Origin of the sequence: Paracraurococcus lichenis (assembly GCF_030657435.1) — a bacterium.
GTDB classification, from domain to species: Bacteria; Pseudomonadota; Alphaproteobacteria; order Acetobacterales; family Acetobacteraceae; genus Paracraurococcus; species Paracraurococcus lichenis.
The window spans coordinates 1-24,861 of the sequence record NZ_JAUTWS010000023.1 but is presented as its reverse complement, the minus strand read 5'-3'; the positions used below and the strand labels follow the sequence as shown (position 1 = coordinate 24,861).

Annotated in this window: 20 protein-coding genes; 10 read left to right on the top strand and 10 right to left on the bottom strand. The window is 73.0% G+C overall.

The genetic code is table 11. From position 1 onward, the window contains the following. Window positions 1–51: 51 nt before the first annotated feature. Window positions 52–414 (bottom strand): HPF/RaiA family ribosome-associated protein, encoded by a 363-nt coding sequence (locus Q7A36_RS21650; protein WP_305105831.1) that lies wholly within the window; start codon window positions 412–414, stop codon window positions 52–54. An 81-nt stretch (window positions 415–495) separates the two neighbouring features. Between Q7A36_RS21650 and Q7A36_RS21645 the strand changes: the two genes are divergently transcribed. After that, window positions 496–1,068 (top strand): NUDIX domain-containing protein, encoded by a 573-nt coding sequence (locus Q7A36_RS21645; RefSeq protein ID WP_305105830.1) that lies wholly within the window; start codon window positions 496–498, stop codon window positions 1,066–1,068. Between the two features lie 99 nt (window positions 1,069–1,167). Here Q7A36_RS21645 and Q7A36_RS21640 read toward each other — a convergent pair whose 3' ends face one another. Further along, window positions 1,168–3,147, bottom strand: coding sequence for a phosphatidylglycerol lysyltransferase domain-containing protein (locus Q7A36_RS21640; protein WP_305105829.1), 1,980 nt, complete (start codon window positions 3,145–3,147; stop codon window positions 1,168–1,170). Continuing rightward, the gene (locus tag Q7A36_RS21635; RefSeq protein WP_305105828.1) at window positions 3,144–4,715 is read right to left on the bottom strand and encodes a lysine--tRNA ligase; all 1,572 of its coding nucleotides are present in this window, start codon (window positions 4,713–4,715) and stop codon (window positions 3,144–3,146) included. Before Q7A36_RS21635 ends, Q7A36_RS21640 begins: the two co-directional genes overlap by 4 nt. A gap of 159 nt (window positions 4,716–4,874) precedes the next feature. Here Q7A36_RS21635 and Q7A36_RS21630 point away from each other — a divergent pair, with 159 nt between their 5' ends. The 5 genes from Q7A36_RS21630 to Q7A36_RS21610 all read left to right on the top strand — a co-directional run bounded on the left by Q7A36_RS21630 (window position 4,875) and on the right by Q7A36_RS21610 (window position 11,100). Next, the gene (locus Q7A36_RS21630; protein ID WP_305105827.1) at window positions 4,875–5,873 is read left to right on the top strand and encodes an aspartate-semialdehyde dehydrogenase; all 999 of its coding nucleotides are present in this window, start codon (window positions 4,875–4,877) and stop codon (window positions 5,871–5,873) included. 394 nt (window positions 5,874–6,267) lie between these two features. Next, on the top strand, window positions 6,268–6,891 hold the full coding sequence (locus tag Q7A36_RS21625) for a PRC-barrel domain-containing protein (protein WP_305105826.1): 624 nt from the start codon (window positions 6,268–6,270) through the stop codon (window positions 6,889–6,891). 7 nt (window positions 6,892–6,898) lie between these two features. After that, complete coding sequence (locus Q7A36_RS21620; RefSeq protein ID WP_305105825.1) at window positions 6,899–8,149, top strand: MFS transporter; 1,251 nt, start codon at window positions 6,899–6,901, stop codon at window positions 8,147–8,149. A gap of 124 nt (window positions 8,150–8,273) precedes the next feature. Further along, entirely contained in the window at window positions 8,274–9,290 is a 1,017-nt protein-coding gene (cuyA, locus tag Q7A36_RS21615) for a D-cysteate sulfo-lyase (protein WP_305105824.1), read from the top strand. A gap of 307 nt (window positions 9,291–9,597) precedes the next feature. Beyond that, window positions 9,598–11,100: a flavin-containing monooxygenase gene (locus tag Q7A36_RS21610; protein ID WP_305105823.1), complete on the top strand. Its 1,503-nt coding sequence runs from the start codon at window positions 9,598–9,600 to the stop codon at window positions 11,098–11,100. 28 nt (window positions 11,101–11,128) lie between these two features. On the opposite strand, the gene Q7A36_RS21605 is transcribed toward Q7A36_RS21610, so the two are convergent. Next, window positions 11,129–11,647, bottom strand: a complete 519-nt coding sequence (locus Q7A36_RS21605; protein ID WP_305105822.1) for a hypothetical protein — start codon at window positions 11,645–11,647, stop codon at window positions 11,129–11,131. A gap of 166 nt (window positions 11,648–11,813) precedes the next feature. Here Q7A36_RS21605 and Q7A36_RS21600 point away from each other — a divergent pair, with 166 nt between their 5' ends. The 3 genes from Q7A36_RS21600 (at window position 11,814) to Q7A36_RS21590 (ending at window position 16,938) form a co-directional block, all read left to right on the top strand. Continuing rightward, entirely contained in the window at window positions 11,814–14,657 is a 2,844-nt protein-coding gene (locus tag Q7A36_RS21600; protein WP_305105821.1) for an ATP-dependent DNA helicase, read from the top strand. A 91-nt stretch (window positions 14,658–14,748) separates the two neighbouring features. Beyond that, window positions 14,749–15,165, top strand: coding sequence for a tellurite resistance TerB family protein (locus Q7A36_RS21595; protein WP_305105820.1), 417 nt, complete (start codon window positions 14,749–14,751; stop codon window positions 15,163–15,165). 270 nt (window positions 15,166–15,435) lie between these two features. Then, window positions 15,436–16,938 carry an oligosaccharide flippase family protein gene (locus Q7A36_RS21590; RefSeq protein WP_305105819.1) on the top strand — a complete coding sequence of 501 codons (1,503 nt, stop codon included), beginning with the start codon at window positions 15,436–15,438 and terminating at the stop codon, window positions 16,936–16,938. 91 nt (window positions 16,939–17,029) lie between these two features. Here Q7A36_RS21590 and Q7A36_RS21585 read toward each other — a convergent pair whose 3' ends face one another. From Q7A36_RS21585 to Q7A36_RS21560, 6 genes are all read right to left on the bottom strand, one after another. Next, complete coding sequence (locus Q7A36_RS21585) at window positions 17,030–17,551, bottom strand: cyclase dehydrase (protein WP_305105818.1); 522 nt, start codon at window positions 17,549–17,551, stop codon at window positions 17,030–17,032. Then, window positions 17,548–18,717, bottom strand: a complete 1,170-nt coding sequence (locus Q7A36_RS21580; protein WP_305105817.1) for a zinc-dependent alcohol dehydrogenase — start codon at window positions 18,715–18,717, stop codon at window positions 17,548–17,550. Before Q7A36_RS21580 ends, Q7A36_RS21585 begins: the two co-directional genes overlap by 4 nt. Before the next feature lie 61 nt (window positions 18,718–18,778). Then, on the bottom strand, window positions 18,779–19,765 hold the full coding sequence (locus tag Q7A36_RS21575; RefSeq protein ID WP_305105816.1) for a cation diffusion facilitator family transporter: 987 nt from the start codon (window positions 19,763–19,765) through the stop codon (window positions 18,779–18,781). A 19-nt stretch (window positions 19,766–19,784) separates the two neighbouring features. Beyond that, window positions 19,785–20,255, bottom strand: a complete 471-nt coding sequence (locus Q7A36_RS21570; RefSeq protein WP_305105815.1) for a nuclear transport factor 2 family protein — start codon at window positions 20,253–20,255, stop codon at window positions 19,785–19,787. Between the two features lie 97 nt (window positions 20,256–20,352). Then, window positions 20,353–21,147: a Bax inhibitor-1/YccA family protein gene (locus Q7A36_RS21565; RefSeq protein WP_305105814.1), complete on the bottom strand. Its 795-nt coding sequence runs from the start codon at window positions 21,145–21,147 to the stop codon at window positions 20,353–20,355. A 197-nt stretch (window positions 21,148–21,344) separates the two neighbouring features. After that, on the bottom strand, window positions 21,345–23,918 hold the full coding sequence (locus tag Q7A36_RS21560; protein WP_305105813.1) for an ABC transporter permease: 2,574 nt from the start codon (window positions 23,916–23,918) through the stop codon (window positions 21,345–21,347). A gap of 116 nt (window positions 23,919–24,034) precedes the next feature. Between Q7A36_RS21560 and Q7A36_RS21555 the strand changes: the two genes are divergently transcribed. After that, window positions 24,035–24,790, top strand: coding sequence for a TerC family protein (locus tag Q7A36_RS21555; RefSeq protein ID WP_305105812.1), 756 nt, complete (start codon window positions 24,035–24,037; stop codon window positions 24,788–24,790). The last annotated feature ends 71 nt before the right edge of the window (window positions 24,791–24,861 follow it).

Genomic DNA, 24,861 nt, shown 5'->3' with positions numbered 1-24,861 from the left:
CCGACCGGAGGGTCACGATATCCGACCGCCTCCGCCCGGGCCTCGGTTGTCCTACAGAACCCCGTCGCGGGTCGGGTTCACCGCCTTGTCCTCCCGCAGCTCCCGCTTGCGCCGGCGTAGCTGCTTCGCCACGCGCTCCAGCGCTTGGTTGAAGGCGACGGGCGCGGCGCTGTTCTCGCCCTCCCCGTCGAAATGCAGGCCCTTGCCGCTATGGACGCGGATGGTGCAGCCGAAGCCGCCCTTGCCGGTGCGGGAGAAGGTGCAGGTGATGTCCTCCGCCCCGCCGAAATACTTCGCGGCAAGCGCCTCGAGCTGCTCCATCGCGTGCCCGCGCAGCGTCTCGCCGACATCCACCTGGTGGCCGGAGACGATGATGCGGGAGGCCGTGTCGTCGTCGGTCTGGCGAGGCTCCATGCCCTTCCTCTCCCTGGCGTTGTCCCGGGCGAACGCCGGCATGACGGCGCCGTTGCAGCGGGGGCGGAGAGGGGTGCGGGCATGGCGGAGGTCGAGATCGAGACGGTGGAGACGCTGGCCGAGGGCTGGCGGCCGCTGCGGCGCTACCGGCTGCGCCAGCGCCGGCGGGACGGGCGCGAGCAGCACCTGGTGCGGGAGGTCTATGCCATGGGCCCGGCCGCGGCGGTGCTGCCGCACGACCCGCAGCGCGGCACGGTGCTGCTGATCCGGCAATTCCGCCTGCCCGCGCTGCTGGGCGGCGACGGCCCGCGGCTGGTCGAGGCCTGTGCCGGCCTCGTCGATCCCGGCGAGGATCCCGAGGGCACGGTCCGCAAGGAGGCCGAGCAGGAGATGGGCGTCCGGCTCTCCGCGCTGCGGTCGGTCATGGCCCTCTACTCCAGCCCGGGCGTGGTGGCGGAGAAGGTCCACCTCTTCACCGCGACCTATACGCCCGCCAGCCGCCTCGGCCCCGGCGGCGGCCTGCCGGAGGAGGGCGAGGAGATCGAGGTGCTGGAACTGCCGCTGGAGGAGGCTTGGCGGATGGTCCGCCGCGGCGAGATCGTGGACGCCAAGACGGTGCTGCTGCTGCAGCACCTGAAGCTGGCCTCCGACTAGGCAGACCTTCGCGGGTTGGGCCACATTTCGTGCGGCCCAACCCTTTGAAGCGAAAGCCTGCTCAGGGTCTTGTTGCAGCGCAAACCCCGAGGGGTTTGCTCAGGCCGCCCGGCTCCGCGCCGGCGCCACCTCCGCCGCGCGCCGCATCTCGGGCGGCAGCAGCGGGCCCAGGCTCTCGAAGTCCCGCTCGGCGCGCAGCGCGAGGTAGCAGGGCCGGGCCTCCTCCCGCTCCCGCAGCGGGACTGCGTGCAGGCCGATATCGGCATAGATCCGCAGGTAGTCGCGCCCGACCCGCCAGAAGGCCGGATCGACGCCCGCCCGCTCGCAGAGGTCGCGGAAGCGCCAAATGGCGGAGATGGCGTCCCGCCGCTCCCCCGTCGGGTCGCCCAGCGCCAGCCAGACGCCGTCGCGCTTGAGGAAGGCGAAACCCGCGCGGTCGTTCTCGCCGAACACCGCGCCATCGGCCTCAAGCGGCGCCAGGGCGCCGAGGGCGATCAGGCGCGCCCGCGTCTCCCCGTCCCAGGCCGCCGGCCGCAGCCGCGCCGGCCGCAGCAGCCGCACCATGCCGACCAGCAGCAGCACCGCCGTCAGCCCCACGGTGAAGCGCAGGCTGTCCGGCGCCAGTTCGGTGAAGACCACCTCCCACCAGGAGGCCTCGGAGACGCGGCCGCCATAGGCGACGAGGGCGAGGGTGATGCCGCAGGCCGCGACGGCCAGCAGCGGCACCAGCGCCTCCTGCGACAGCGGCTCCCGCACCAACCGGCTGTCGCGGTAGAAGGCACCGCGCACCAGCGCGACCAGCAGCGCCAGCAGCAGGAAGGCGCCCCAGAGCCACCAGTCCTCGCCGCGCACCCAGGCGATGGCGGCGCCGTTCAGCAGCAGGAAGAGGCTGAGGCCCCAGGCGATGGTCAGCCGCCGCAGCAGGCCATAGGCCATGACCAGCAGCAGGGAGCCGACGACCGAGGCGGCGAAATGCGAGGCCAGCGCGGCGATGTGCCCGGCCCATTCCTCGATGATCGTCCCCTTGGTGGGCAGGGCGCCGAGGAAGATCAGCAGCGCGCCGGCCAGCGCGACGAGGGAGGCGATGGCCGGCACCTCCAGCGTCTCGCTCCCCCGCCCGAGGGCGGTGATGCGGTCGAGCACGGCGCGGCGCTGGCCGATCTCAAAGCCGACGAAGAGCGAGCCCGAAATGAAGAGGGGTATGATGTAGTAGTAGAGCCGGAAGACCAGCAGGGCGCCGATCACCTCCGGCGCGCCGAGATAGGGCTGCAGGCCGATCAGCACGGCGCCGTCGAAGACGCCGAGGCCGCCCGGCACATGCGCGGCGATGCCGGCGGTATAGGCGGCGAGGTAGATGCCGACGAAGCGGAGGAAGGTCAGCCCCTCGGCCGCCGGCAGCAGGGTGTAGAAGATTGCCGCCGTCACCGCGACGTCCACCGTGGCGAGGCCGGTCTGCATCAGCGCCATGTGCGGCCCGGGCAGGTCGAGCTGGTGGCCGAAGACGCGGATATGCTGCTTGAAGCGGCTGAGGACGATGTAGGTCCCGACGATGCCCCAGAGCGGGAGCGCACAGGCCTGCAGGCCCCAGCGCGGCAGGTGGGTGCCGAACCAGGGCACCACCTCCGGCTCGAAGACCAGCACGAGGCCGCCGAGCGCCATGCCGCCGAGGCCGTAGGTGAGGCTGGTGAAGCCGACCACCTTGGCGATCTCGAGCGGCGAGAGACCCCAGGCGGAGTAGAGCCGGTAGCGCACCGCGGCGCCGGAGACCGCGGCGAAGCCGAGGTTGTGCGCCAGCGAGTAGCCGCAGAAGGAGGCGAAGAAGCTCTTCGGCCAGGAGACCGGCCGCCCCGCATAGACCGAGCCGAGCTTGTCGTAGATCGCCAGCACGAGATAGGCGAGCACCGTCCAGCCGGCGGCGGACCAGAGTGCGGCCGGCGGGATCGCCGCCATGGCCTTGCGGATGTCGGCGACCGAGAGGTCGCGGAACTCCCGCTGGACGACATAGATGGCGCCGGCCAGCAGGGCCAGGCCGAAGACGGCGGGGCCGTTCCGGCGCAGCCAGGCGAAGCGGCTGGTCACGCCGCGTCGGCCTCGCGGGCCAGCGCCGTCTCGATCAGGCCGATGGTGCCGGGGATGCCGTAGAGCGCGACGAAGCCGCCGAAGCGCGGCCCCTCCTGCTGGCCGAGAAGCACCTGGTACAGGCAGCCGAACCAGTCGCGGAGATTGGCGAAGGCATGCCGCTTGCCGACCTCGTAGAGGAGGTTCTGGATCGCCTCGGCGTCGCTGTCCTCCGGCAGGCTGCGGAGCACCTGCAGCAGGTCCTCGAGCGCGCCGCGCTCGACCTCGGTCGGTGGGCGATGCGTCTTCGCGGGCGCGACGAAGTCGCGGTAATAGGCGACGGCGTATTCGGCCATGCGCGCCAGCATCGGGTGGCTCTCGGGCGTGACGTCCGGCGCGTAGCGGCGGACGAAGCCCCAGAGGATGGCTGGGTCGTCGGCATTCACCACGCTGGCCAAGTTCAGCAGCATGGCGAAGGAGACGGGCGAGCCCGGGTCGTTGCTGCCGCCGTTGTGGATGTGGAAGGCGGGGTTGGTCGGCTCCGGCTGGGCCTTCAGCTTCTCGAGATTCGCGAGGTACTCGTCGACCGCGCGCGGGATGACATCGAAGAACAGCCGCTTCGCCCGCTGCGGCGCCTGGTACATGAACTGCGCCAGGCTCTCGTTCGGGGCGTAGCGCAGCCATTCCTCGATGGTCAGGCCGTTGCCCTTCGACTTACTGATCTTCTGCCCGTGCTCGTCGAGGAAGAGCTCGTAGGTGAAGCCGACCGGCGGGGTGCCGCCCAGGATGCGGCAGATCGCGCCGGAGAGCTTCACGCTGTCGATCAGGTCCTTGCCGGACATCTCGTAGTCGACGCCGAGCGCGTACCAGCGCAGCGCCCAGTCCGCCTTCCACTGCGCCTTACAGCCGCCGCCGGTGATGCGGGTGCCGTGGCGCCTGCCCGTCGCGGGATCGATCCAGACCAGGAGGTCGTCCCCGGGGCGCACCTCCTCCATCGGCACCTGCATGACCACGCCCGTCTCCGGATGGATGGGCAGGAAAGGCGAATAGGTGGCCCTTCGTTCCGCACCGAGGGTGGGGAGGATGACCTTCCTCACCGCCTCGTGCCGTTCCGCCATGCGCAGCAGCGCCGCATCGAACCGCCCGCCCCGGTAGTAGTCGGTGGAGGAGGCGAACTCGTACTGGAAGCCGAAGGCATCCAGGAAGGCCTGCAGCCTTGCGTTGTTGTGCGCCCCGAAGCTCGGATGGGTGCCGAAGGGGTCGGGGATGGCGGTCAGCGGCCGGCCCAGATGCTCGGCCAGCATCGCCTTGTTCGGGACGTTGTCCGGCACCTTCCTGAGGCCGTCCATGTCGTCGCTGAAGGCGATCAGCTTCGCCGCCTGGCCGGTGAGCCGCTGATAGGCCCGCATGACCCAGGTGGTGCGCGCCACCTCCCCGAAGGTGCCGATATGCGGCAGGCCGGAGGGGCCATAGCCGGTCTCGAAGAGGGCGCCCTCCGGTTTCGGCGCGGCCGCCAGGCGGTCGGCGACCTTGGCGGCCTCCTCGAAGGGCCAGGCCTTGACGTTGCGGAGGGATGGATCGGCGCTCATGCAGCGGCAGATGGCAGGGCGGGGCGGCGGGGTCAACGCGGCAGGCCGGCCGGGTTGCCGGGAGCCCGGTGCCCGCGGCAGGGCAGCCACGCCATCTCCGAAGTGGCGATTCCGTGAGGTTCGCGCTACAGGGTCCATTCCTCGTGAAGGAAAGGTGTCATGCGGGTCGGCGTGATCGGGGCTACGGGCGCGGTCGGGAAGGAGTTGGTGGAGGTGCTGGGCAAGCGCCGCTTCCCGGTGACCGAGCTGAAACTCTTCGCCTCCGCCCGCAGTGCCGGCACCCGGCAGGCGACCCCCTGGGGCGAGGTCACCATCGAGGAATTCTCCCCGGCGGCGGCCAAGGGCCTCGACCTGGCGCTGCTCGCCGTCTCCGGCGACTTCGCCAAGGCGCATGCCCGGGCACTGGCGGCCGAGGGCGTGGCCGTGGTGGACAACTCCTCCGCCCTGCGCCTGGAGGCGGATGTCCCGCTGGTGGTGCCGGAGGTGAACGCGGATGCGATCGGCAACCACAAGCTGATCGCCAACCCGAACTGCACCACCGCCATCCTGGTCGTGGCGCTGGAGCCGCTGCGCCGGGAATTCGGCCTCAAGCGGGTGATCGTCTCCACCTACCAGGCCGCCAGCGGCGCCGGCGCCGAGGGCATGCAGGAGCTCGAGCAGGAGAGCCGCCGGGTGCTGCTGGAAGGCGGCAAGCCCGGGAACTCGGTCTTCGCCTGGCCGCTGCCCTTCAACGTCATCCCGCAGATCGATACGTTCCAGCCCAATGGCTACACGCGGGAGGAGATGAAGGTCGCCTGGGAGAGCCGGAAGATCATGGGGGTGCCGGACCTCCTCGTCTCCTGCACCGCGGTCCGCATCCCGACCTTCCGCGTCCATGCCGAGGCCGTGACGATCGAGACCGAGCGTCCCGTGACGCCCGAGGCGGCGCGGGCCGTGCTGGCCAAGGCGGCCGGCGTCAAGCTCGTGGACGACCCCGCCCAGAAGCTTTACCCGATGCCGCTGACCGCGACCGGGCAGGACGATGTCGAGGCGGGGCGGATCCGGGCCAACCCGGTTTTCGGCGAGTGCGGCCTCGATTTCTTCCTCTGCGGCGACCAGCTCCTGAAGGGGGCAGCGCTGAACGCAGTGCAGATCGCGGAGCGGATGACGCTGGGCTGACGCCCGGCATGCCGGGCGCCCCCGTGGGCGGCACCCGGCCCTTCGCGGTCCCAGGGCCGCCGCCCATGCCGGCCCTGATCCGCCGCGGGCGATCGTCCCGGCGCCACGATCCGGCGACCGATGCCGCCCCGCAGGCTTCCCAGGGCGCGACGGCCGGACCGCGCGCCGCCATGAGGCCGGGCAGGCGCCGGGCAACAACCGATCCCCAGGCCCCGGTGCGAAGCGTGCCGGATCGCGCCTGGGCCGGTCCGCCGCTCCGGTTGCGGGGCAGCGGCCCCGCCCGCGGCAATGCCCGGGGTGCCGCCCCTTGGCCGGTCCCGGTCCGGCCGGCAACCGGGAACGCCTTCGGCACAGCGCTGTTCTTCCCCAGGCATCACCTCGCGCAACGGAGGGCATGATGGTCACCGCGACGCTCGAGGTCTGCCCGCCACCTGGCCGCCCGGTCCGGCGGGATGCGGCGCAGCGGCGCGGCACCGGCGGGCCGAGCGCCCTCCGGTGGTCCTGGCCAGGCCTTGCCGCCGCAGCCGCCGCCCTCCTCCTGGCCGGGCCGCCGGCCGCGCGGGCGCAGGATCAGCCCGCGCCGCCCGCCGCCCAGCCGACCCCGCAACCAGCCACACCGCCGACCCCGCCTGCGGCGCAGGCCGCGCCGCCGGCCGCCAGCGAGACGATCCCCGCGGGCACGGTGCTCCGCCTCCTCGGGCGCGACGTGACCAGCCCGGACGGGCAGGTGGTGGCGCAGATCGTGAACCTGCTGGTCGATGCCGCGGGCCAGCCGCAAGCCGCCATCCTCGACTACGGCGGCTTCCTCGGCGTCGGCAAGCGGCGCATCGCGGTCGTCTGGCGGGCGCTGCGCTTCGCGCCCGACCGGCAGGCGGGCGCCATCACCCTCGCCCTCGGCCCGGACCAGTTGAAGAACTTCCCCGAGTTCAAGGCCGACGGCCCGCTCGTCGCCGCCGCGCCGCCCGAGCCGCCGCCGGGCCCGCCGGTGGCCGAGCCCCCCGATGCGACGCGGGACTAGCCGGCGCATGGCGCAGCGCCGCAGCGAGCGGGGGCTCGACTGGCTCAACCTCTTCGTCGCCGATGTCCAGACCGGCTTCGGCCCCTTCATCGCCGTCTACCTGACGGCGCAGGAATGGACGGAGTTCAGCGTCGGGCTGGCGCTCAGCCTCGGCACCTTCACCGCGCTGGTCAGCCAGGTGCCGGCGGGGGCGCTGGTGGATGCGACGCCGCGCAAGCGCCTCGCCGCCCTCCTTGCCCTGCTGAGCCTCGCGCTCAGCGCCCTGCTGCTGGCGACCTGGCCGGCCACGCTGCCGGTGCTGGTGGCCGAGGTGCTGCACGGCTTCGCCTCCTGCGTCCTCACGCCCGCGGTCGCGGCGATCAGCCTCGTGCTGGTCGGGCGCGCCGCGCTCGGGGAGCGGCTGGGGCGGAACGCACGTTACCGCGCCCTCGGCAACGGCGTGGCAGCGGGGGTGATGGGGGCGGCCGGCGCCTGGATCTCGGGCGCGGCGGTGTTCTGGCTGACCGCCGCCCTGACCCTGCCGGCCATGCTGGCCCTGTCCTGGATCCGTGCCGGCGACCTCGCGCAGGGGGAGGCGGCCGTTCAGCGACCCGCCGAGGCGACCGGCCGCGGCGGCCTGCGCGACCTGCTCCGCAGCCGCGGCGTACTGGTCTTCTCCGGCTGCTGCGCGCTCTTCGCGCTGTCGAACGCGGCCATGCTGCCGCTTGCGGGCACCCAGGCCACGGCGCGCACCGGCGCTATGGCCAACCTGGTCATCGCCGCCTGCATCGTCGTGCCGCAATTCGTCGTCGCGGCGATCTCGCCCTGGATCGGCCGCCTGGCGGAGCGGCGCGGGCGGCGGCTGGTGCTGCTGCTCGGCCTCGCCGCGCTGCCGGTGCGCGGACTGCTGCTCGCGGTCGTCCACCATCCGGTCGGGCTCGTGCTGGTGCAGGCGCTCGACGGCATCGGCGCGGCGGCGCTCGGCGTGCTGGTGCCGCTGCTCGCGGCGGACCTGACGCGCGGCAGCAACCGGTTCAATACCTGCATGGGCCTGTTCGGCCTCGCCGCGGGCCTCGGCGCCACGGTCAGCACGGCGGCCGCGGGCTTCCTCGCGGCGGAGTTCGGCGCCGGGGTGGCCTTCACCGCCCTGGCCGGGGCGGGGCTTGGCGCCGTGGCGCTCGCCTGGGCGGCGATGCCGGAGACCGCGCCGGTGCCGCAGGCTGCCGCGCGCGACGGCCAGCAGGCCGGCGTGGCGCAGGCGTCGCGGGAGCTTGTCTGAGTGGGCTGATCCCCGTGCCCGGCCCGGCGCCTCGCCCGTTGCGCCGATCGCGGCTAGACCATCCGGAGGCTGCCCCTGCAGCGCTCGCGTGACCCGCGCCCCTTCGCCGGAGGAAACCGCCCCCATGAACCTCGCCCGCTTCCCGCGCGTCCGGCTCGGCCACCTGCCGACGCCGCTCGAGCCGATGGAGAGACTGACAAAACACCTCGGCGGGCCGAAGCTCTGGATCAAGCGGGACGACTGCACCGGCCTCTCGACCGGCGGCAACAAGACCCGCAAGCTCGAGTTCCTGATGGCGGATGCGCTCGCGCAAGGGGCGGACCTCGTCATCACCCAGGGCGCCACCCAGTCCAACCACGCCCGGCAGACCGCCGCCGCCTGCGCCAGGCTCGGCCTGGCCTGCCACATCCTGCTGGAGGACCGGACCGGCTATACCGACCCGGCCTATGCGCGCTCCGGCAACGTGCTGATGGACAAGCTGCACGGCGCGACCGTCTCCCGCCGCCCCGGCGGCGCGGACATGCAGGCGGAGATGGAGACGGTCGCGGAGGAGATGCGCGCCGCCGGCCGGCGGCCCTATGTCATCCCGGGCGGCGGCTCCAACCCCATCGGCGCGCTGGGCTACGTCAATGCGGCGCAGGAACTGGTGACCCAGGCCTCCGACATGGGGCTGCGCATCGACCATGTGGTGCATGCGACCGGCAGCGCCGGCACCCAGGCCGGGCTGGTGGCGGGGCTGGTCGCGCTCAACAGCGGCATCCCCGTGCTCGGCATCGGCGTCCGCGCGCCGAAGCCGAAGCAGGAGGCGAATGTGCTCGCGCTGGCCGAGCGGACCATCGCCCATCTCGGCCTGCCGCCACTGGTGAAGCCCGAGCACGTCGTCGCCAATTGCGACTATGTCGGCCAGGGCTACGGCCTCCCGACCCAGGGCATGGTCGAGGCCGTGCGGCTGGTGGCGGAGCAGGAGGGCATCCTCCTCGACCCCGTCTATTCCGGCAAGGGCATGGCCGGGCTGATCGACCTGATCGGCAAGGGCGCCTTCGGCCGCGACCAGAACCTGGTGTTCCTGCACACCGGCGGCCAGGCCGGGCTCTTCGGCTATCCCGACGCCTTCGGCCTGCCCGGCGACCTGCCGCGCTGAGCGGGCTGCCGGGACAGGCGGCGCCGAGCCCTGGCGGAGCGTCGGACGGAGGAGCGGCACCCGGCCGGCGCCGCCGGCCTCCGCCGGTCCGGCGCAACGACCCGTCCCGATCGGGCGAGACGGGCCACCGTTCCGGCGTCACGCTTGGACGGCCGACCGCCTTGCGCCATATCAAGGCACCCCGCCGATCCGGCCCCGAGGCTCCGCGCCGCCATCGCGGGGCTGTTCGCGGCCCCACGCGGCATGCTGCAATGCGCCGAGACGCGGCCCCGATGCCGCCAACCATTCCGCAGGAGGACGATCCCTGATGTCCGAGGCAGAGACCCTCGAAAGGCCCGCCACGCGCTCCGCCGAGCATTTCGACGTCCTGATCGTCGGCGCCGGCATCTCCGGCGTCGGCGGCGCCTATCACCTGACGACGCAGTGCCCGGACAAGAGCTTCGTCGTGCTCGAGGCTGCCGAGACCTTCGGCGGCACTTGGTGGACGCACAAATATCCGGGGATCCGCAGCGACAGCGACCTGCACACCTTCGGCTACCGCTTCAAGCCCTGGGTCGGCCCGCCCATCGCCACCGCCGACGAGATCCGCAAGTACATGGGCGAGGTGATCGAGGAGAACGGCCTCGGCAGCCATATCCGCTACAACCACAAGATCAGCAGCGCGAGCTGGTCGAGCGCCGAGAACCGCTGGACCATCGAGGCGACGAACGCCGCGACCGGCGCGCCTGTCGTGATCACCGCGAACTTCCTCTGGATGTGTCAGGGCTACTACCGGCACGCCGAGGGCTTCACGCCGGAATGGCCCGGCGTGGCCGCCTTTAAGGGCCGGATCGTGCATCCGCAGACTTGGCCGGAAGGGCTGGACTATGCGGGCAAGCGGGTGATCGTCATCGGCTCCGGCGCCTCGGCGGCCACCATCGTCCCGGCCATGGCGGGCAAGGCGGCGCATGTCACGATGCTGCAGCGCTCGCCCACCTATTTCCGCACCGGCCGCAATGCGATCGAGCTGGCGGAGGAGCTGCGCACCCTCGGCGTCGAGGAGGCCTGGATCCACGAGATCGTCCGCCGCAAGATCCTGCTGGAGCAGTCGCTCTTCACCGAGCGCTGCTTCAAGGAGCCGGAGCAGGTGAAGGCGGAGATGCTGGCCAATCTGCGCAGCATCCTCGGCCCCGACTACGACATCGGCACGCATTTCACGCCGAGCTACCGGCCCTGGCGGCAGCGCATCGCCCTCGTCCCCGATGCCGACCTGTTCCAGGCGGTGGCACGCGGCGAGGCCTCGGTCGTCACCGACGAGATCGAGCATTTCGACGAGACCGGCATCCAGCTCAAGTCGGGCCGGCACCTGGAGGCGGACATCGTCGTCACTGCCACCGGCTTCCACCTGAACGTGCTGGGCGACATCGAATTCGCCATCGACGGCAAGCCGCTCGCCTTCCATGAGACGGTGACCTATCGCGGCATGATGTTCACCGGCGTCCCGAACATGGCCTGGGTCTTCGGCTATTTCCGCGCGAGCTGGACCCTGCGCGCCGACCTGGTCGGCGACTTTGTCTGCCGGCTGCTCAAGCACATGGAGGCCAAGGGCACGCAGCGGGTCGAGGTCGCGCTGCGGCCCGAGGATGCCGACATGGAGATCCTGCCCTGGATCGACCCGGAGAACTTCAACCCGGGCTACCTGATGCGCGGGATGCACCTGCTGCCCAAGCGTGGCGCCAAGTACGAATGGCAGCACACCCAGGACTACTGGCGGGAGAAGGACGAGTTCCCGAAGATCGACCTGGATGGGCCGGAGTTCGTCTATCGCTGATCCGCTGCGCCTTCCGCCCGGTGCGTCGCTACATCGGGCGGAAGGACAGCGACATGGTCGTCACCGCCGCCTCCAGGCAGGGGCGCAGCGCGCGCGGGAACTCCATCCAGAGCGTCGCCACGGTGCCGTCCGGCGCGAGGAAGCTGCGTCTGTAGAAGATGCGGCCGAGGATATAGCCGCTGAACACGAACCAGTTGTCGCGGCGGCGCCGATAGGTGATCTCGCCGTGGCTGTTGCGGAGGATGTCCTCCTCGGCCTCGGCCAGGAGCCGGTCCAGGCTCTGGGTCCCACTTGTCCTCGCCGCGTTCACCACGGCGGTCGCCCGCCGGTCCGCCGTCCAGAAGCGGGCGCTGTCCCCCAACGCCGGGATGCTGTCCGCGTCGAGCGCGAAGACTGAGGGGTAGCGCATCAGGACGCCGTAGCGCTCGTTGCGGTAGGTCCGGTCGCGGCCGTCGCCCGGGGCGGGGCAGGCCTCCGGCGCCGCCGCGCGCGACGCGGCTGCGGCGAGCAGCCCGAGGGCGAGGGCCGCGTGTCGCCAGGATCGCATCGGGTCTCCTCGCAGGGCCGGCGGACCGGACCGCCCGGTGCCGGCTGCGACAACGCGCCGGCGCTGCCGGGGATACCGCGCGGCGCGCCCTCCCGCCCCGCGCATGCCCGGGCGGCGCCACGCCGCCCGCGACCGATGCCGCGGGCTGCGCTACCCTGACGACTCCATGGCCCTCCCTCCCCGCCTGCTGCTCCCCGATGCCCCGGCCCTCGTCGCGGGCCATGGCCGTGGCACGCTGCTGACCCCGGACGGGGAGCTGCTGGAGCTCTCCGCGGCCGAGTTGCACCGGCGGCTCGGCGAGCTTGGCCCGCCCCTGCTGGTGCATGGCCCGGCCACCGCCCGCCGCCTCGACCTGCCGCGCTTCGATGCCTGCTTCGACCTGCTCGAGCTCTTCGCCTTCTGCCTGCCGGCCCGGCCGGCGGCGCCGACGCCGCGCGGCCTCGCCATGGCGCTCGAGCTCGATGTGCCGCCGGACGATGCGGCCGCCGCGGCGCTGCTGCCTGAGATGGCGACGATCCTGCTCCGCCGCCTCGCCGCCGGGCGCGGCACGCCGCTGAACCGCGATGCCGGCATCCTGGCGGCGCAGATGCAGAAGGCCGCCGCCTGGCCCTGGGCCGAGGCGGTGCTGGCGGCGCTCGGCGCCGGCGAGCCGAAGCCGAGCCTCGATCCCTACAAGGTCTGGCGCCGCCTGCCGGACTGGGAGGATCCCGGCCCGCCCCAGCCCCCGGCCAGCTTCGACGTCTCGCCCACCGAGGCGCGCACCCGCCTCGGCCAGATCCTCGGCGAGGGCGCGGAGCAGCGGCCGCAGCAGGCCGACTATGCCTCGGCCGCCGCCGGCGCCTTTGCGCCACGGGAAGACCAGGGTGCGCCGCATGTCGTCCTCGCCGAGGCCGGCACCGGCACTGGCAAGACGCTCGGGTACATCGCCCCTGCCTCCCTTTGGGCGGAGCGCAACGGCGCGCCCGTCTGGATCTCCACGTTTACCCGCAACCTGCAGCGGCAGATCGACCAGGAGCTGGGACGACTCTACCCCGAGCCGGAGGAGCGCCGCCGCCGCGTCGTCCTCCGCAAGGGGCGGGAGAACTACCTGTGTCTCCTGAACATGGAGGAGATGCTGGGCCAGGCCGGGCAGCCCGACATGGCGGTCCCCCTCGGCCTGGTCGCCCGCTGGGCGCTGGCGACGCGCGACGGCGACCTGATGGGCGGCGACTTCCCGGGCTGGATCACCGAGCTGCACGGGCCGCATGCCATCTGGCCGCTGGCCGACCGGCGCGGCGAGTGCATCCGCTCCGCCTGCGGCCGCTACAAGCAGTGCTTCGTCGAGCATTCGATCCGCCGCGCCCGCACCGCGAGCCTGGTCGTCGCCAACCACGCCCTCGTCATGGTCCAGGCGGCGCTCGGCGGCGGGGAGGATGGCCGCCCGCTGCGCTACGTCTTCGACGAGGGGCATCACCTGTTCGATGCGGCGGACGCCGCCTTCAGCGCCGCCATCACCGGGGCCGAGACGGCGGAGCTGCGGCGCTGGCTGCTGGGCGCCGAGGGCGGCCGCAGCCGCGCGCGGGGGCTCCGTCGGCGGATCGAGGAGCTGGCCGGCGACATCCCGGACCTGCTGGCACCGATGGAGGCGGCACTGCAGGCGGCCCGCGCCCTGCCCGGCCTCGGCTGGGTGACGCGGCTGTCGGAGGCGCCGCGGCCGCCCCGGCACGACCCGGCGCAGGACGACGATGCCGGGGAGGACCGCCCTGCCCTCGCCGCCGCGGCGGCCGAGCGGCCGGCGAACCCGACCGAGGCCTTCCTCCGCGCCGTCCGTCGCCAGGTGCTGGCCCGCGCGCCGGAGGAGGAGGGGCTCTACGACGCCGAATGCGACCTGCACCCGCTCGGCGAGGACATCCCCGAGGCGGCGGAGGCGCTGGGGCGCGCGCTGAAGCGCCTGGAGGAGCCGCTGGTCCTGCTGCGGGACCGCCTGATGGCGCGGCTCGAGGACGAGGTGGAGGAGCTCGAGACCGGCGACCGCATCCGCATCGAGACGGCCGCCAAGGGGATCGAGCGCCGCGCCCTGATCCCGCTGCGCGCCTGGCAGGCCATGCTGCGCGCCCTGCAGGCCCCGCCGCCCGGCCCTGGGGAGCGGCGGGAATTCGTGGACTGGCTCGCCCTGACGCGGCGGGAGGGGCGGGAGGTCGATGCCGGCATGCACCGCCACTGGCTCGATCCGACCACCCCCTTCGCGCTCAGCGTCGCCGCCCCGGCGCATGGCCTGCTGATCACCAGCGCGACCCTCCGGGATGCCGGCCTGGCGGAGGAGCCCGAGGCCGCCTGGGCCGCCGCCGAGGCGCGTACCGGCGCCAGCCACCTGCCCGCACCCGCCATCCGCGCCGCCGTCCCCTCCCCCTTCGACTATGCCGCCCGCACCCGCGCCTTCGTCGTCACCGATGTGGACAAGGCCCGCGCCGGCCAGGTGGCGGCGGCGATGCAGGCGTTGTTCCTGGCGGCCGGCGGGGGCGCGCTCGGCCTCTTCACCGCCATCCGCCGCCTGCGGGAGAGCTTCCACCGCATGGCCCCGGCCCTGGAAGCCGCCGGGATTCCCCTCTACGCCCAGCATGTCGATGCCATGGACAACGCCACCCTGGTGGATGTCTTCCGGGCGGAGGAGGATGCCTGCCTGCTCGGCACCGATGCCATGCGGGACGGCGTCGACGTGCCGGGCCGGTCGCTGCGGCTGCTGGTCTTCGACCGGGTGCCCTGGCCCCGCCCCTCCATCCTGCATCGCGAGAGGCGCCTCCACCTCTCGGGCGGCGCGCCCTCGGCCTATGACGATGCCCTGGCCCGCCACCGGCTGCGCCAGGCCTTCGGCCGGCTGATCCGCCGCGGCGACGACCGCGGGGTCTTCGTCCTGCTCGACCGCTCCTGCCCCTCCCGCCTGCTGGCCGGCCTGCCGGCCGGCGTGGCGGTCCGCCGCACCGGGCTCAGCGAGGTCGTGGCCGAGACGCGCGATTTCCTGAATCAGCCGTGAGGCATGTTACCGAACTGATCATTGACGTGAGCGCGGGGCGGCGCGAGGACCGGGGCGGAGCGGGCCGATCCGTGCCCGGAAGCGAGGCCCCATGCCGAACACCCGGTTCAATCCGCAGGAAGCGCTGGTCTGCGCCATGGTCCTCATGGCGGCCTCCGACCGCAACATGACCGATGCCGAGGTCGGGATGATGTCCCGCCTGGTGCAGGAACTGCCGGTCTTCAGCGATTTCCACCCGACCAACATCGCCAGCGTGACCGAGACCTGCCTCGGCCTGCTGGCCCGGGAGGACGGGCTGGACCGCGCCATGAACCTGATCCGCGACGCGCTGCCGCAGCGGCTGCGGGAGACCGCCTATCTGCTGGCCTGCGAGGTCGCGGCCGCCGATGGCGAGGCCTCCCAGGGCGAACTGCAATTCCTGCAGGACTTCCGCATCGCCCTCGACCTCGACCGCCTCATCGCCGGCGCGATCGAGCGCGCCGCCAAGGCCCGCTACCAGGTGATCTGACGACCGCAGGCGGAACGCTGCAGCGCCTTCGGAAACCCTGCTGCGGCGCGGCACGTTTGGCAGCGGGTCCCGACTTCATCCCGAAGCGGCGCGGACCAGCCCCCGAGGTGAGCCGCATGTCCATCGCCAAGGCCCTGACTCCGCCCTGACGTCCCGGCGTCGCGTCGCGCCTCCCCCGGGCGTGGCGTTCCTTCGCGGCCATGCTCCGGTCAGGCCCGGGGCAGGCGGCGCCGTGCAGCGGGGCGATCGCCCCAGCCTTGGACATCCCCCGTGCAACTTCGTATCCCCTCGGCGCATGCGCCGATCTGGGTCCTGGCCGAAACCGTGGCCGCGGCCGCCTTCTCGCTCGTCTCCATGCTGGCGGTCGGCGCCGTCATCGGCCCGCATGCGGCGGGCACCGGCACCGTCGCCATGGCCGCCTTCCTGATCGCGGAGGTGCTGGTCGGCGCGCTGTTTCCCGACGCGCTGGTCCGGCTGGCACGGCTCGAGCCCCGGCATGCCGACAGCGCCGCGACCGCCTCGGTCCTGCTCGGGGCGCTGGGCGGCGTCCTGCTCGCCGCGCTCGGTCCCTTCCTGGCGGAGGCCTCCGGCGAGCCGGAGGTCGCCTGGCTCGCCCTCGCCCTCGCGCCGCTGCTGCCCCTCTCGGCCTTCTCCGGGACCGCCTCCGGCCTCTACCTGCGCGACCAGCGCTTCCGGCTGCTCTCGGCGCGGCTGCTGCTCGGCCAGCCGGTCGCGCTGGCGGTCGGCCTGGCCCTGGCGCGGCAGGGCTACGGCGCCTGGGCCATGATCGCGGCGCAGGCCATCGCCACCATCGTCACCTTCCTCCTGATGCTGCACGGGCGCCCCGGGCTGCGGCCGCGGCTGGACCGGGCGGCGCTCGCCGATCTCTGGCCGGTCGCGCTGCCGCAACTCGGCGGCGCCGCGGTGCTGACCGGCAAGTACCGCATCTTCCTCATGGCGCTCGGCCTGACGGTGGTGCCGGGCGTGCTCGCCGTCTCCCACTTCGCCTTCCGCCTGGTCGATGCGGCGGTCGGGATCGTCTGGCAGACCGTCACCCGCATCGCGATGCCGCGGCTCTGCGCCCTGCAGGAGGATCCTGAGGCGCTGGCCGAGACCTATGGCGACATGGTGCAGTTCCAGGCGCTGCTCGGGCTGCCGATCTGCCTCGGCATCGCGCTGACAGCGCCCGACGTGGTGGCGCTGCTGCTCGGCCCGCGCTGGGAAGGCATGGCGGGGGCGGCGCAGGTCGTCGCGCTCGGCGCGACGCTCACCTTCCTCTATGGCGACACCACCAGCCTCTTCGTCGCGCTCGGCAAGGCGCGCTGGAATTTCCGGGTGGCGGTGGCGACGCTGGCGCTGCCGCTGGCCGTGCTGCTGCTCACCGGGCCGGAGACGCCGGAGGGCGCGGCGCTGGCCTGGACCGTGCCCTCCCTCGCCCTGCCGCCGGTGCTGGCCGTGGTCGTGCTGCGGACACTGGACCGCTCGCTGCCCTGGCTGCTGGGCCGGCTGCTGCCCGGCCTGGCCGCGGCGGTGGTGATGGTGGCGGCGGTGCTGGCGGTGCAGGAGGGGCTGGACCTGGCGGGCTGGCCGCGGCTGCTGGCGGCGGTCGGGGCGGGAGCGCTGGCCTATGGCGGCGTGGCGCTGGCCGCGCTCGGCGGCAGGCTGCCCCGGGCGCTGCAGACGCAGCGGCCGCGGCGCCCGGCGCGGGACGTGGCGCGGGCGCGGCCGGTCGCGGTGCGGGAGCCCCAGGCAGCGTCCAGCGCCTTGCCATAGCGGTCGGGGGCCGAAGGCCCCCGCGCGAAGAGACCGGGCATCTCCAGGGTATGCCCGGCCTCTCCATGAGAGCGCGAATTCGGCGGCAGGCTCAGGCCGCGCTGGTCCAGGGGCGCAACGCCTCCGGCGTCCGGAAGTCGCGCGGCACCTCGAAGTCGCGCGCCGCGCCGCGCATGTCACCGGGCGGCTTGGGCAGGCCGCTGCGGTCGCCATAGTCCCGTCGCCGCGCGATCCGGCGCGCCTGCCGCCGCGCCGACAGCGCCCGGCCGCAGAGCAGGTCCAGCAGCGTGACGCCGGCGACCGCGGCGAGGGCGGCGCCGGCCGCCCCCCGCGCCCGGTTGTGGCCATCGAGCGCCGTCGCCAGCGTGCCGATGTCGAGCGCATCGCCGGCGACGCGGCCCCAGATCCAGGGCGTCGGGTCCCGCGCGCTCAGGATGCCGATCCCCGTGGCGATCTCCCGCGCGCCGTAGCTGGCGATCAGCCGCTCATGGCCCCGCATGCCGAGGCCGCGGGCGAGCGCCTGCGGCGCGAGGACCTCCGCCAGGCCGAGGCCGATGCTGAACCAGCCGAGCGCCCTGGCGGTGGCGAGGGTGCCGTCCTTACGCGCGCTCATGGCCGGATCACCACCTTGATGCAGCTGTCCTGCTTGTCGCGGAAGGTCTTGTACATGTCGGGCCCCTGCTCGAGCCCGATGCGGTGGGTGATGACGAAGGAAGGGTCGATCTGCCCCTGCTCGATCCGCCGCAGCAGGTCGTCGGTCCAGCGGTTCACATGCGTCTGGCCCATGCGGAAGGTCAGGCCCTTGTTCATCGCCATGCCGAAGGGGATCTTGTCGAGCAGCCCGCCATAGACGCCGGGGATGGAGAGCGTGCCGGCGGGACGGCAGACATACATCATCTCCCGCAGCACATGCGGCCGGTCGGTCTCCAGCATGACCGCCTGCTTGGCGCGGTCATACATGGAATCGAGCGTCGCCGTCGCATGCGCCTCGAGCCCGACGCAGTCGATGCATTTCTCCGGGCCCTTGCCATGCGTCAGCTCGTTCAGCCGCTCGACGATGCTCTCCTCCTCGAAGTTCAGCGTGATCGCGCCGCCGGCCCGCGCCATGGAGAGGCGCTCCGGCACCCGGTCGATGGCGATGACCTGCCGGGCGCCGAGCAGGATGGCGCTGCGGATGGCCATCTGCCCGACCGGGCCGCAGCCCCAGATCGCCACGGTGTCCGTCGGCTCAATGTCGCACTGCACCGCGGCCTGCCAGCCCGTCGGGAAGATGTCCGACAGGAACAGAAGCTGCTCGTCCGTCAGGCTCTCCGGCACCTTGATATGCGTCCGGTCCGCGAAGGGCACGCGGAGGTATTCCGCCTGGCCGCCCGGATAGCCGCCGGTCAGGTGCGTGTAGCCGAAGAGGCCGGCGGTGGTATGGCCGAAGACCTTGTCGGCGAGGTCCTTGTTGCGGTTCGACCGCTCGCAGACGCTGAAATTGCCGCGCCGGCACTGGTCGCAGTCGCCGCAGATGATGGTGAAGGGGATGACGACCCGGTCGCCCTTCCTGAGGTTGGTGCATTCCGGCCCGACCTCCTCGACGATCCCCATGGTCTCGTGGCCCATGACGTCGCCGTTCTTCATGCCGGGCATGAAGCCGTCATAGAGGTGCAGGTCGGAGCCGCAGATGGCGCAGGAGGTCACCTTGATGATGGCGTCCCGCGGCGCCTCGATCCGCGGGTCGGGGACGCTGTCGCAGCGGATGTCCTTGGGGCCGTGCCAGACCAGAGCGCGCATGCCGGGTTCCTCTCGCCGTTCCCGTCGGAACGCGGGCGGAGGGGCCGGGTTGTGCCGGCGGCTACAGCGTCTCGGCCGGCGCCAGGGCGCAGGGATGGGCGGGGTCGCCGCTCTCGACCTGCAGTGTCGCATGGCCGATGCCGAAACGCGCCCGGAGTTCGCCGCAGAGGCCGGTCAGGAAGGCATCGTCCGGCCCGGCCTCGGGCCGGACCAGATGCGCGGTCAGCGCTGTCTCGGTGGTCGAGAGCGGCCAGATATGCAGGTCGTGCACCTCCCGCACGCCCGGCTGGGCCGCCAGGAAGTCCTGCACGGCCGTCGGGTCGATCCCGGCCGGCACCGCATCCATGGCAAGGTCCATGCTCTCCCGCAGCAGGCCCCAGGTGCCCCAGAGGATGACGGCGGCGATGAGCAGGCCGAGCACCGGGTCCACCCATTGCCACCCCGTCGCCTGGATCAGCAGCGCGCCGACCACCACCCCGGCGGAGACGCCGGCATCGGCGACCATGTGCAGGTAGGCGCCGCGGCGGTTCAGGTCCGCCTCCCGCCCGCGGGCGAAGAGCAGGGCGGTGCCGGCATTCACCACGATGCCGGCGGCGGCGACCCAGAGCATGAGGCCGGTCGCCACCGGCTCCGGCGCGAGCAGCCGCTGGACGGATTCGAGGCCGATCGCCCCGACCGCGACCAGCAGCAGCATGGCATTGCCGAGCGCGGCCAGGATGGTGCCGCGGTGCCAGCCATAGGTGCGCCGGCCGGTCGGCAGCCGGCGCGTGAGCCGCGCGGCGACCCAGGCGAGCACGAGGCCGAGCACGTCCGAGAGGTTGTGGCCGGCATCCGCCAGCAGGGCGAGCGAGCCGCCGACGAGCCCCGCCGCCGCCTCCAGCACCACGAATCCCAGGTTGAGGCTGATGGCCGGGACGAAGCCGCGCTCCCCCGGCGCCGGACCGTGGTGATGGCCGGCCCCGGGCGCGTGGTCATGGTGGCCATGGTCATGCCCGTGCGCATGGTCGTGGCCGTGCGCGCGCCCGTGGTGGTGATGCGCATGGCTCATCGGCACAGTCCGCCCGGCGCTACAGGCCGAGCACCGTCAGCCCCGGATGGTCGGCCGGCCGCGGGCCCGGCGCCGGCCAGTGGAATTGCCGCTCGGCCTCGCGGATCGGGACATCGTTGATGCTGGCATGGCGCTGCGCCATCAGGCCGTCGGCGTCGAATTCCCAATTCTCGTTCCCATGGCTGCGGAACCAGGTCCCGCTGTCGTCGTGCCACTCATAGACGAAGCGGACGGCGATGCGGTTGCCCTGCCAGGCCCAGACCTCCTTGATCAGGCGGTAGTCCAGCTCCTTCGCCCATTTGCGGCGGAGGAAGGCGGCGATCGCCTCGCGCCCCGTGAAGAACTCGGCGCGGTTCCGCCAGCGGCTGTCCTCGGTATAGGCGAGCGCCACGCGGTCCGGGTCGCGGCTGTTCCAGGCATCCTCCGCCGCCCGCGCCTTCTGCGCGGCGGTCTCGGCGGTGTAGGGCGGCAGCGGGGGACGGGCGGTCATGCGGGCGCTCCGGGCTGGGCCGCCAGGATAGACCCAGAAAAAAGCCCCGGGGGAGGACCCCCGGGGCTGCGATCCGCCGGCCTTGTGGCCCGCCCGATCACTCCTCGCCCTGCCGGACGCCCATGAGCTGCAGCAGGAACTGGAAGAGGTTGATGAAGTTCAGGTAGAGCCCGAGCGCATCCATGACGCTGCGCTTGCCGGCCTCCTCCGTGCCCGCGGCATAGGCGTATTCGATGTAGTCCGCCTTGATGCGCTGGGTATCGAAGGCCGTCAGGCCGAGGAAGACCAGCACGCCGAGGATGCTGATGGCGAACTGCAGCGCGGAACTCGCCAGGAAGATGTTCACGATGCCCGCGATCATGATGCCGATCAGGCCCATCAGCAGGAAGCTGCCCATCCGCGTCAGGTCGGCCTTGGTGGTGTAGCCATAGAGGCTGACCGCCGCGTACATGCCGGCCGTGACGAAGAAGGTGCTGGCGATCGAGGCGCCGGTGTAGCGCCAGGCGAGGTTGCTCAGGCTCGCGCCCATGCAGGCGCAGAAGACCCAGAACAGTGCCTGGACCGTGGACTTGCTCAGCCGGTTGATGCCGAAGCTGAGGACCAGGATGAAGGCCAGCGGCGACAGGGCGGCGACCCAGAAGAGGATCGTCGGCTGCACCACGAGCCGGCCGGAGCCGGTGCGCGCCACGGTATAGAAGAGTTCCTGGATCGCCGGCACGCTGACCACCAGCATCGCCACGATGCCGGTGAGCAGCAGCCCCGAGGCCATCCAGTTGTAGACCCGGAGCATGTACGCCCGGAGCCCGGCATCGACGGCGGCCGCGTCAGCGGTCGCCACACGACCCCAGCCTGGCGCACCCGTCTGGTATCGATAGTCGGGTTGAAGGGCCATAGGTGTCTCGAACCTCCGAAAGGGGGCTATCCCCGCTGCGCCATAATATATGGAGATCTTGTAACCCGGTTCAACGGTATTCCGTGTTACCGGGCCGGTCCCCCGCCGGCGCGCGGGGCCGCCGGCAGGCGTGATGTAGGCATCGCACCCGATCCATTCATGTCACGAAGCGTGACGAAGCGCGAGGCCCCCCGCGCCTATTCGTTCCGCAGCAGCGGCCCGGGCCGGGCCCGGAGCGCCAGCGCCGTGCCGACCTGCCCGCAGGCGAGCGTCAGCGCGGCGCAGCCGAGCACGGTTGCCGCGAGCGTCCCCGGCAGCAGCACCCAGTCCGCCCGCATCACCTGCGTCACCACCGCCCAGGCGGCGGCGCTGCCCATCAGCGCCGCCAGCAGCCCCGCGACCAGCCCGACCAGCGCATATTCCACCATCCAGGCGGCGCGGATCTGCGCCCGGGTCGCGCCCAGCGTCTTCAGCACCACCGCGTCCCGCACCCGCTGCCGCTGCCCGGCCGCGACCGCCCCGGCCAGGACCAGCAGCCCGGCCAGCAGGGTGACGCTGCCGGTCGCCGTCAGCGCCGTGCCGACCCGGCCCAGGATGGCCGCCACGGCCTCGAGCGCGTCGCGCACCCGGATGCCGGAGATGTTGGGGAAGGCGTCGGTCAGCGCCCGCAGCACCGCGGCGTCCTGCGCCGCATCGCCCCGGACCGTGGCGATGTGGGTGTGCGGCGCCGCCTCCAGCAGGCCGGGGGAGGCGATGAGGGTGAAGTTCATCCCGAGGCCGCGCCAGTCCACCGCCCGCAGGTTGGCGACCCTGAGGTCGATGTCGCGGCCGAGCACGTTCACCGTGATGGCGTCGCCGATGCCCACCCCCCAGCCGCGGGCGAGGTTGGCGTCGAGCGAGAGCAGCGGCTCGCCCCGGTAGTCCTCCGCCCACCACGACCCGGCGACGAGCCGCGTGCCTTCCGGCAGGCGGGCGGCATAGGTCAGGCCGCGGTCGCCGCGGAGCGCCCAGGCGGTGTCCTCCGAAACCGGGGCGCGCTCGGCCGGCACCCCCTTCACCGCCACGATCCGGGCGCGGAGGCTCGGCACGCGCTTCACCTCCGTCACCCCCGGCAGGCCGCGCGCCACTGCGTCGAAGCGCTGCGCCTGGTCCGACTGGATGTCGATGAAGAAGAAGTTCGGGGCGCGGGAGGGCATCTCGGCCGCAAGCTGCCGGCGGATATTGCCCTCGATCTGGGCGATGGCGGCCAGCGTGGTCAGGCCGATGCCGAGGGAGACGACCAGCAGTGCCGTCGGCGCCCCCGGCCGGTGCAGGTTGGCGAGGCCGAGCCGGAGCGCCGGCCGCCGCAGATGCGACAGCCGCCGGGCGAGCGCCGCCAGCGCCCAGGCGCCGCCGCGGAAGAGCAGCAGCGCGGCGACCGCCGCGCCGCAGAAGCCGAGGGCGAAGGCCGGGTCGCCGGAGGTCAGCACGATGAGCGCGACCAGCGCTGCCGCCGCCGCGAGGTTGAGCCCGATGATGGCCCAGGAGGGCACCGCGCCCGCCGGCTGCACCGCATCCCGGAACAGCGCCGCGCCGGAGATGCGGGCGGCCCGGCCGAGCGGCCAGAGGGCGAAGGCGAGCGCCGTCAGCAGCCCGTAGAGCGCGGCCAGGGCCAGCGGCGCCGGATAGGGCGCGAGGCGCGGCGGCACCGGCAGGCTTCCCGAGAGCGCCTGCGCCGCCAGCCAGGTCAGCCCATAGCCGCCGAGCAGCCCGGCCAGGATGCCGAGCCCGGCCAGCGCCAGCACCTGGATCAGGTAGGTCAGGAAGATGATGCCGGAAGGCGCGCCGAGGCAGCGGAGCGTGGCGATGGACCGCGCCCTGGCGTCGAGCCAGCCGCGCACGCCGGTGGCGACGCCGATGCCGCCGACCAGCAGCGCCGTCAGCCCGGCCAGCGTCAGGAAGGCGGCGGCGCGGTCGAGGAAGCGGTTCACCCCCGGCTCCGCCTGGTCGGCGGTGCGGATGCGCCAGCCCTCCCCGGCGAAGGCGCTGCGGAGGTCGGCCGCGAAGCGGGCGCGGGAGGCGCCCTCCGGCAGGCGGATGCGGAGGTCGTGCTGCACCAGGGCGCCGGGCTGGAGGAGCTGGGTGCGGGCCAGCATCGCCTCGGTGATCAGGGCGCGCGGGCCGAAGAGCGCGGGGGTGGTGGCCTTGTCCGGCTCCGCCGCGACGCGAGCGACGAAGCGGAAGCTCGCCTCGCCGATCCGCACCCGGTCGCCGACGGCAAGCCCGAGTCGTTCGGCGACCAGCGGGTCGAGGGCGATGCGCGGCTCGCCCGCCGCCGCCTCCGCGGCCGGCGGGGCCTGCAGGATCGGGACGGCGTTCATCTCCTGCGGCGTGCCGAGGGCGACGGGCGGATCGAGCTCGAGCGCGCCATAGAGCGGCCAGGCCTTGTCGACCGCCTTCAGCTCCACCAGCATCCGCTCGCCCGAGGGCGCGACCAGCATGGAGCGGAGCGTCACCACCGCCGAGACCCGGCCGCCGCGGGCCTCGATCCAGGCGCGGGCGGCTTCGGTCGCCGGTCGGTTGCCGCTGCGCAGCTCGACATCGCCGCCGAGGATGCGGGCGCCGTCGGCGGCCAGCCCGGCCTCGATGGCGGCACGGAGGGTCCCGACCGCGGCGATGGCGGCGACGCCGAGGGCGAGGCAGGCGAGCACGATGCGGAGCGAGCGGATGCCGCCGCGCAGCTCGCGCCGGGCGAGGCGGAGGCCAAGGAGGAACTGGCCGATCGGGCCCAAGAGGCGAAACTCCGTCAGGGTTCCTGCCGCAGTTGGGGCGGCCAGGCGCCGATCCAAGCCCGGCAACGCCGAGCGAGAGCTTGCGTTACAGCGCGGCAATCTGGGACAAGGCCGGAATGGACAGCGAACTCCTCGTCGCCCTCGTCGCGCTCATCGGCATGGAAGTGGTGCTGGGGATCGACAACCTGGTCTTCATCGCCATCCTCTCCAACCGCCTGCCAGAGCACCAGCGGGTCAATGCCCGGCGGATCGGCCTCGGCCTCGCGGTGCTGCTGCGCTTCGCCATGCTGGCGGGGACGAGCTGGCTGCTGACCCTGACCCGGCCGCTCTTCGAGGTCCTGGGGGTCGAGATCTCCGGCAAGGACCTGATCCTGTTGGCCGGCGGGCTCTTCCTGATCGGCAAGGCGACGATCGAGATCCACCACCGCGTCGATCCCGACAGCGTCGAGGCGAGCCATGCCGCCGATGCGGTGACCGCCGCCTTCTGGCCGACCGTCTTCCAGATCCTGCTGCTGGACATGGTGTTCTCGGTGGATTCGATCCTGGCGGCGGTCGCGCTGACGCGGGAGTTCTGGGTGATCGCCACCGCCATCGTCGTCTCGGTGCTGGCGATGCTGCTGTCCATGGACGCGCTCTCGCGCTTCATGGAGCGCAACCCGACCGTCGTGATGCTGGCGCTGGCCTTCCTGGTGATGATCGGGATGGTGCTGGTCGCCGAGGGCCTCGGCTTCCATGTGCCGAAGGGCTTCGTCTACACCGCCATGGCCTTCGCCGCGGGGGTGGAGGGGCTGAACCTGCTGGCGAAGCGGGCGGGCCGGCGGCGGCGCGCGGCGGGGGCCGACCGGGCGGCAGGGCCGGCGCCGCGGGGGTGACGGCCGGCCCCCGAACGCAGAACGGGCCGCCCGAGGGCGGCCCGTCCCACAGCCCGGATCGGGCCGGAGCC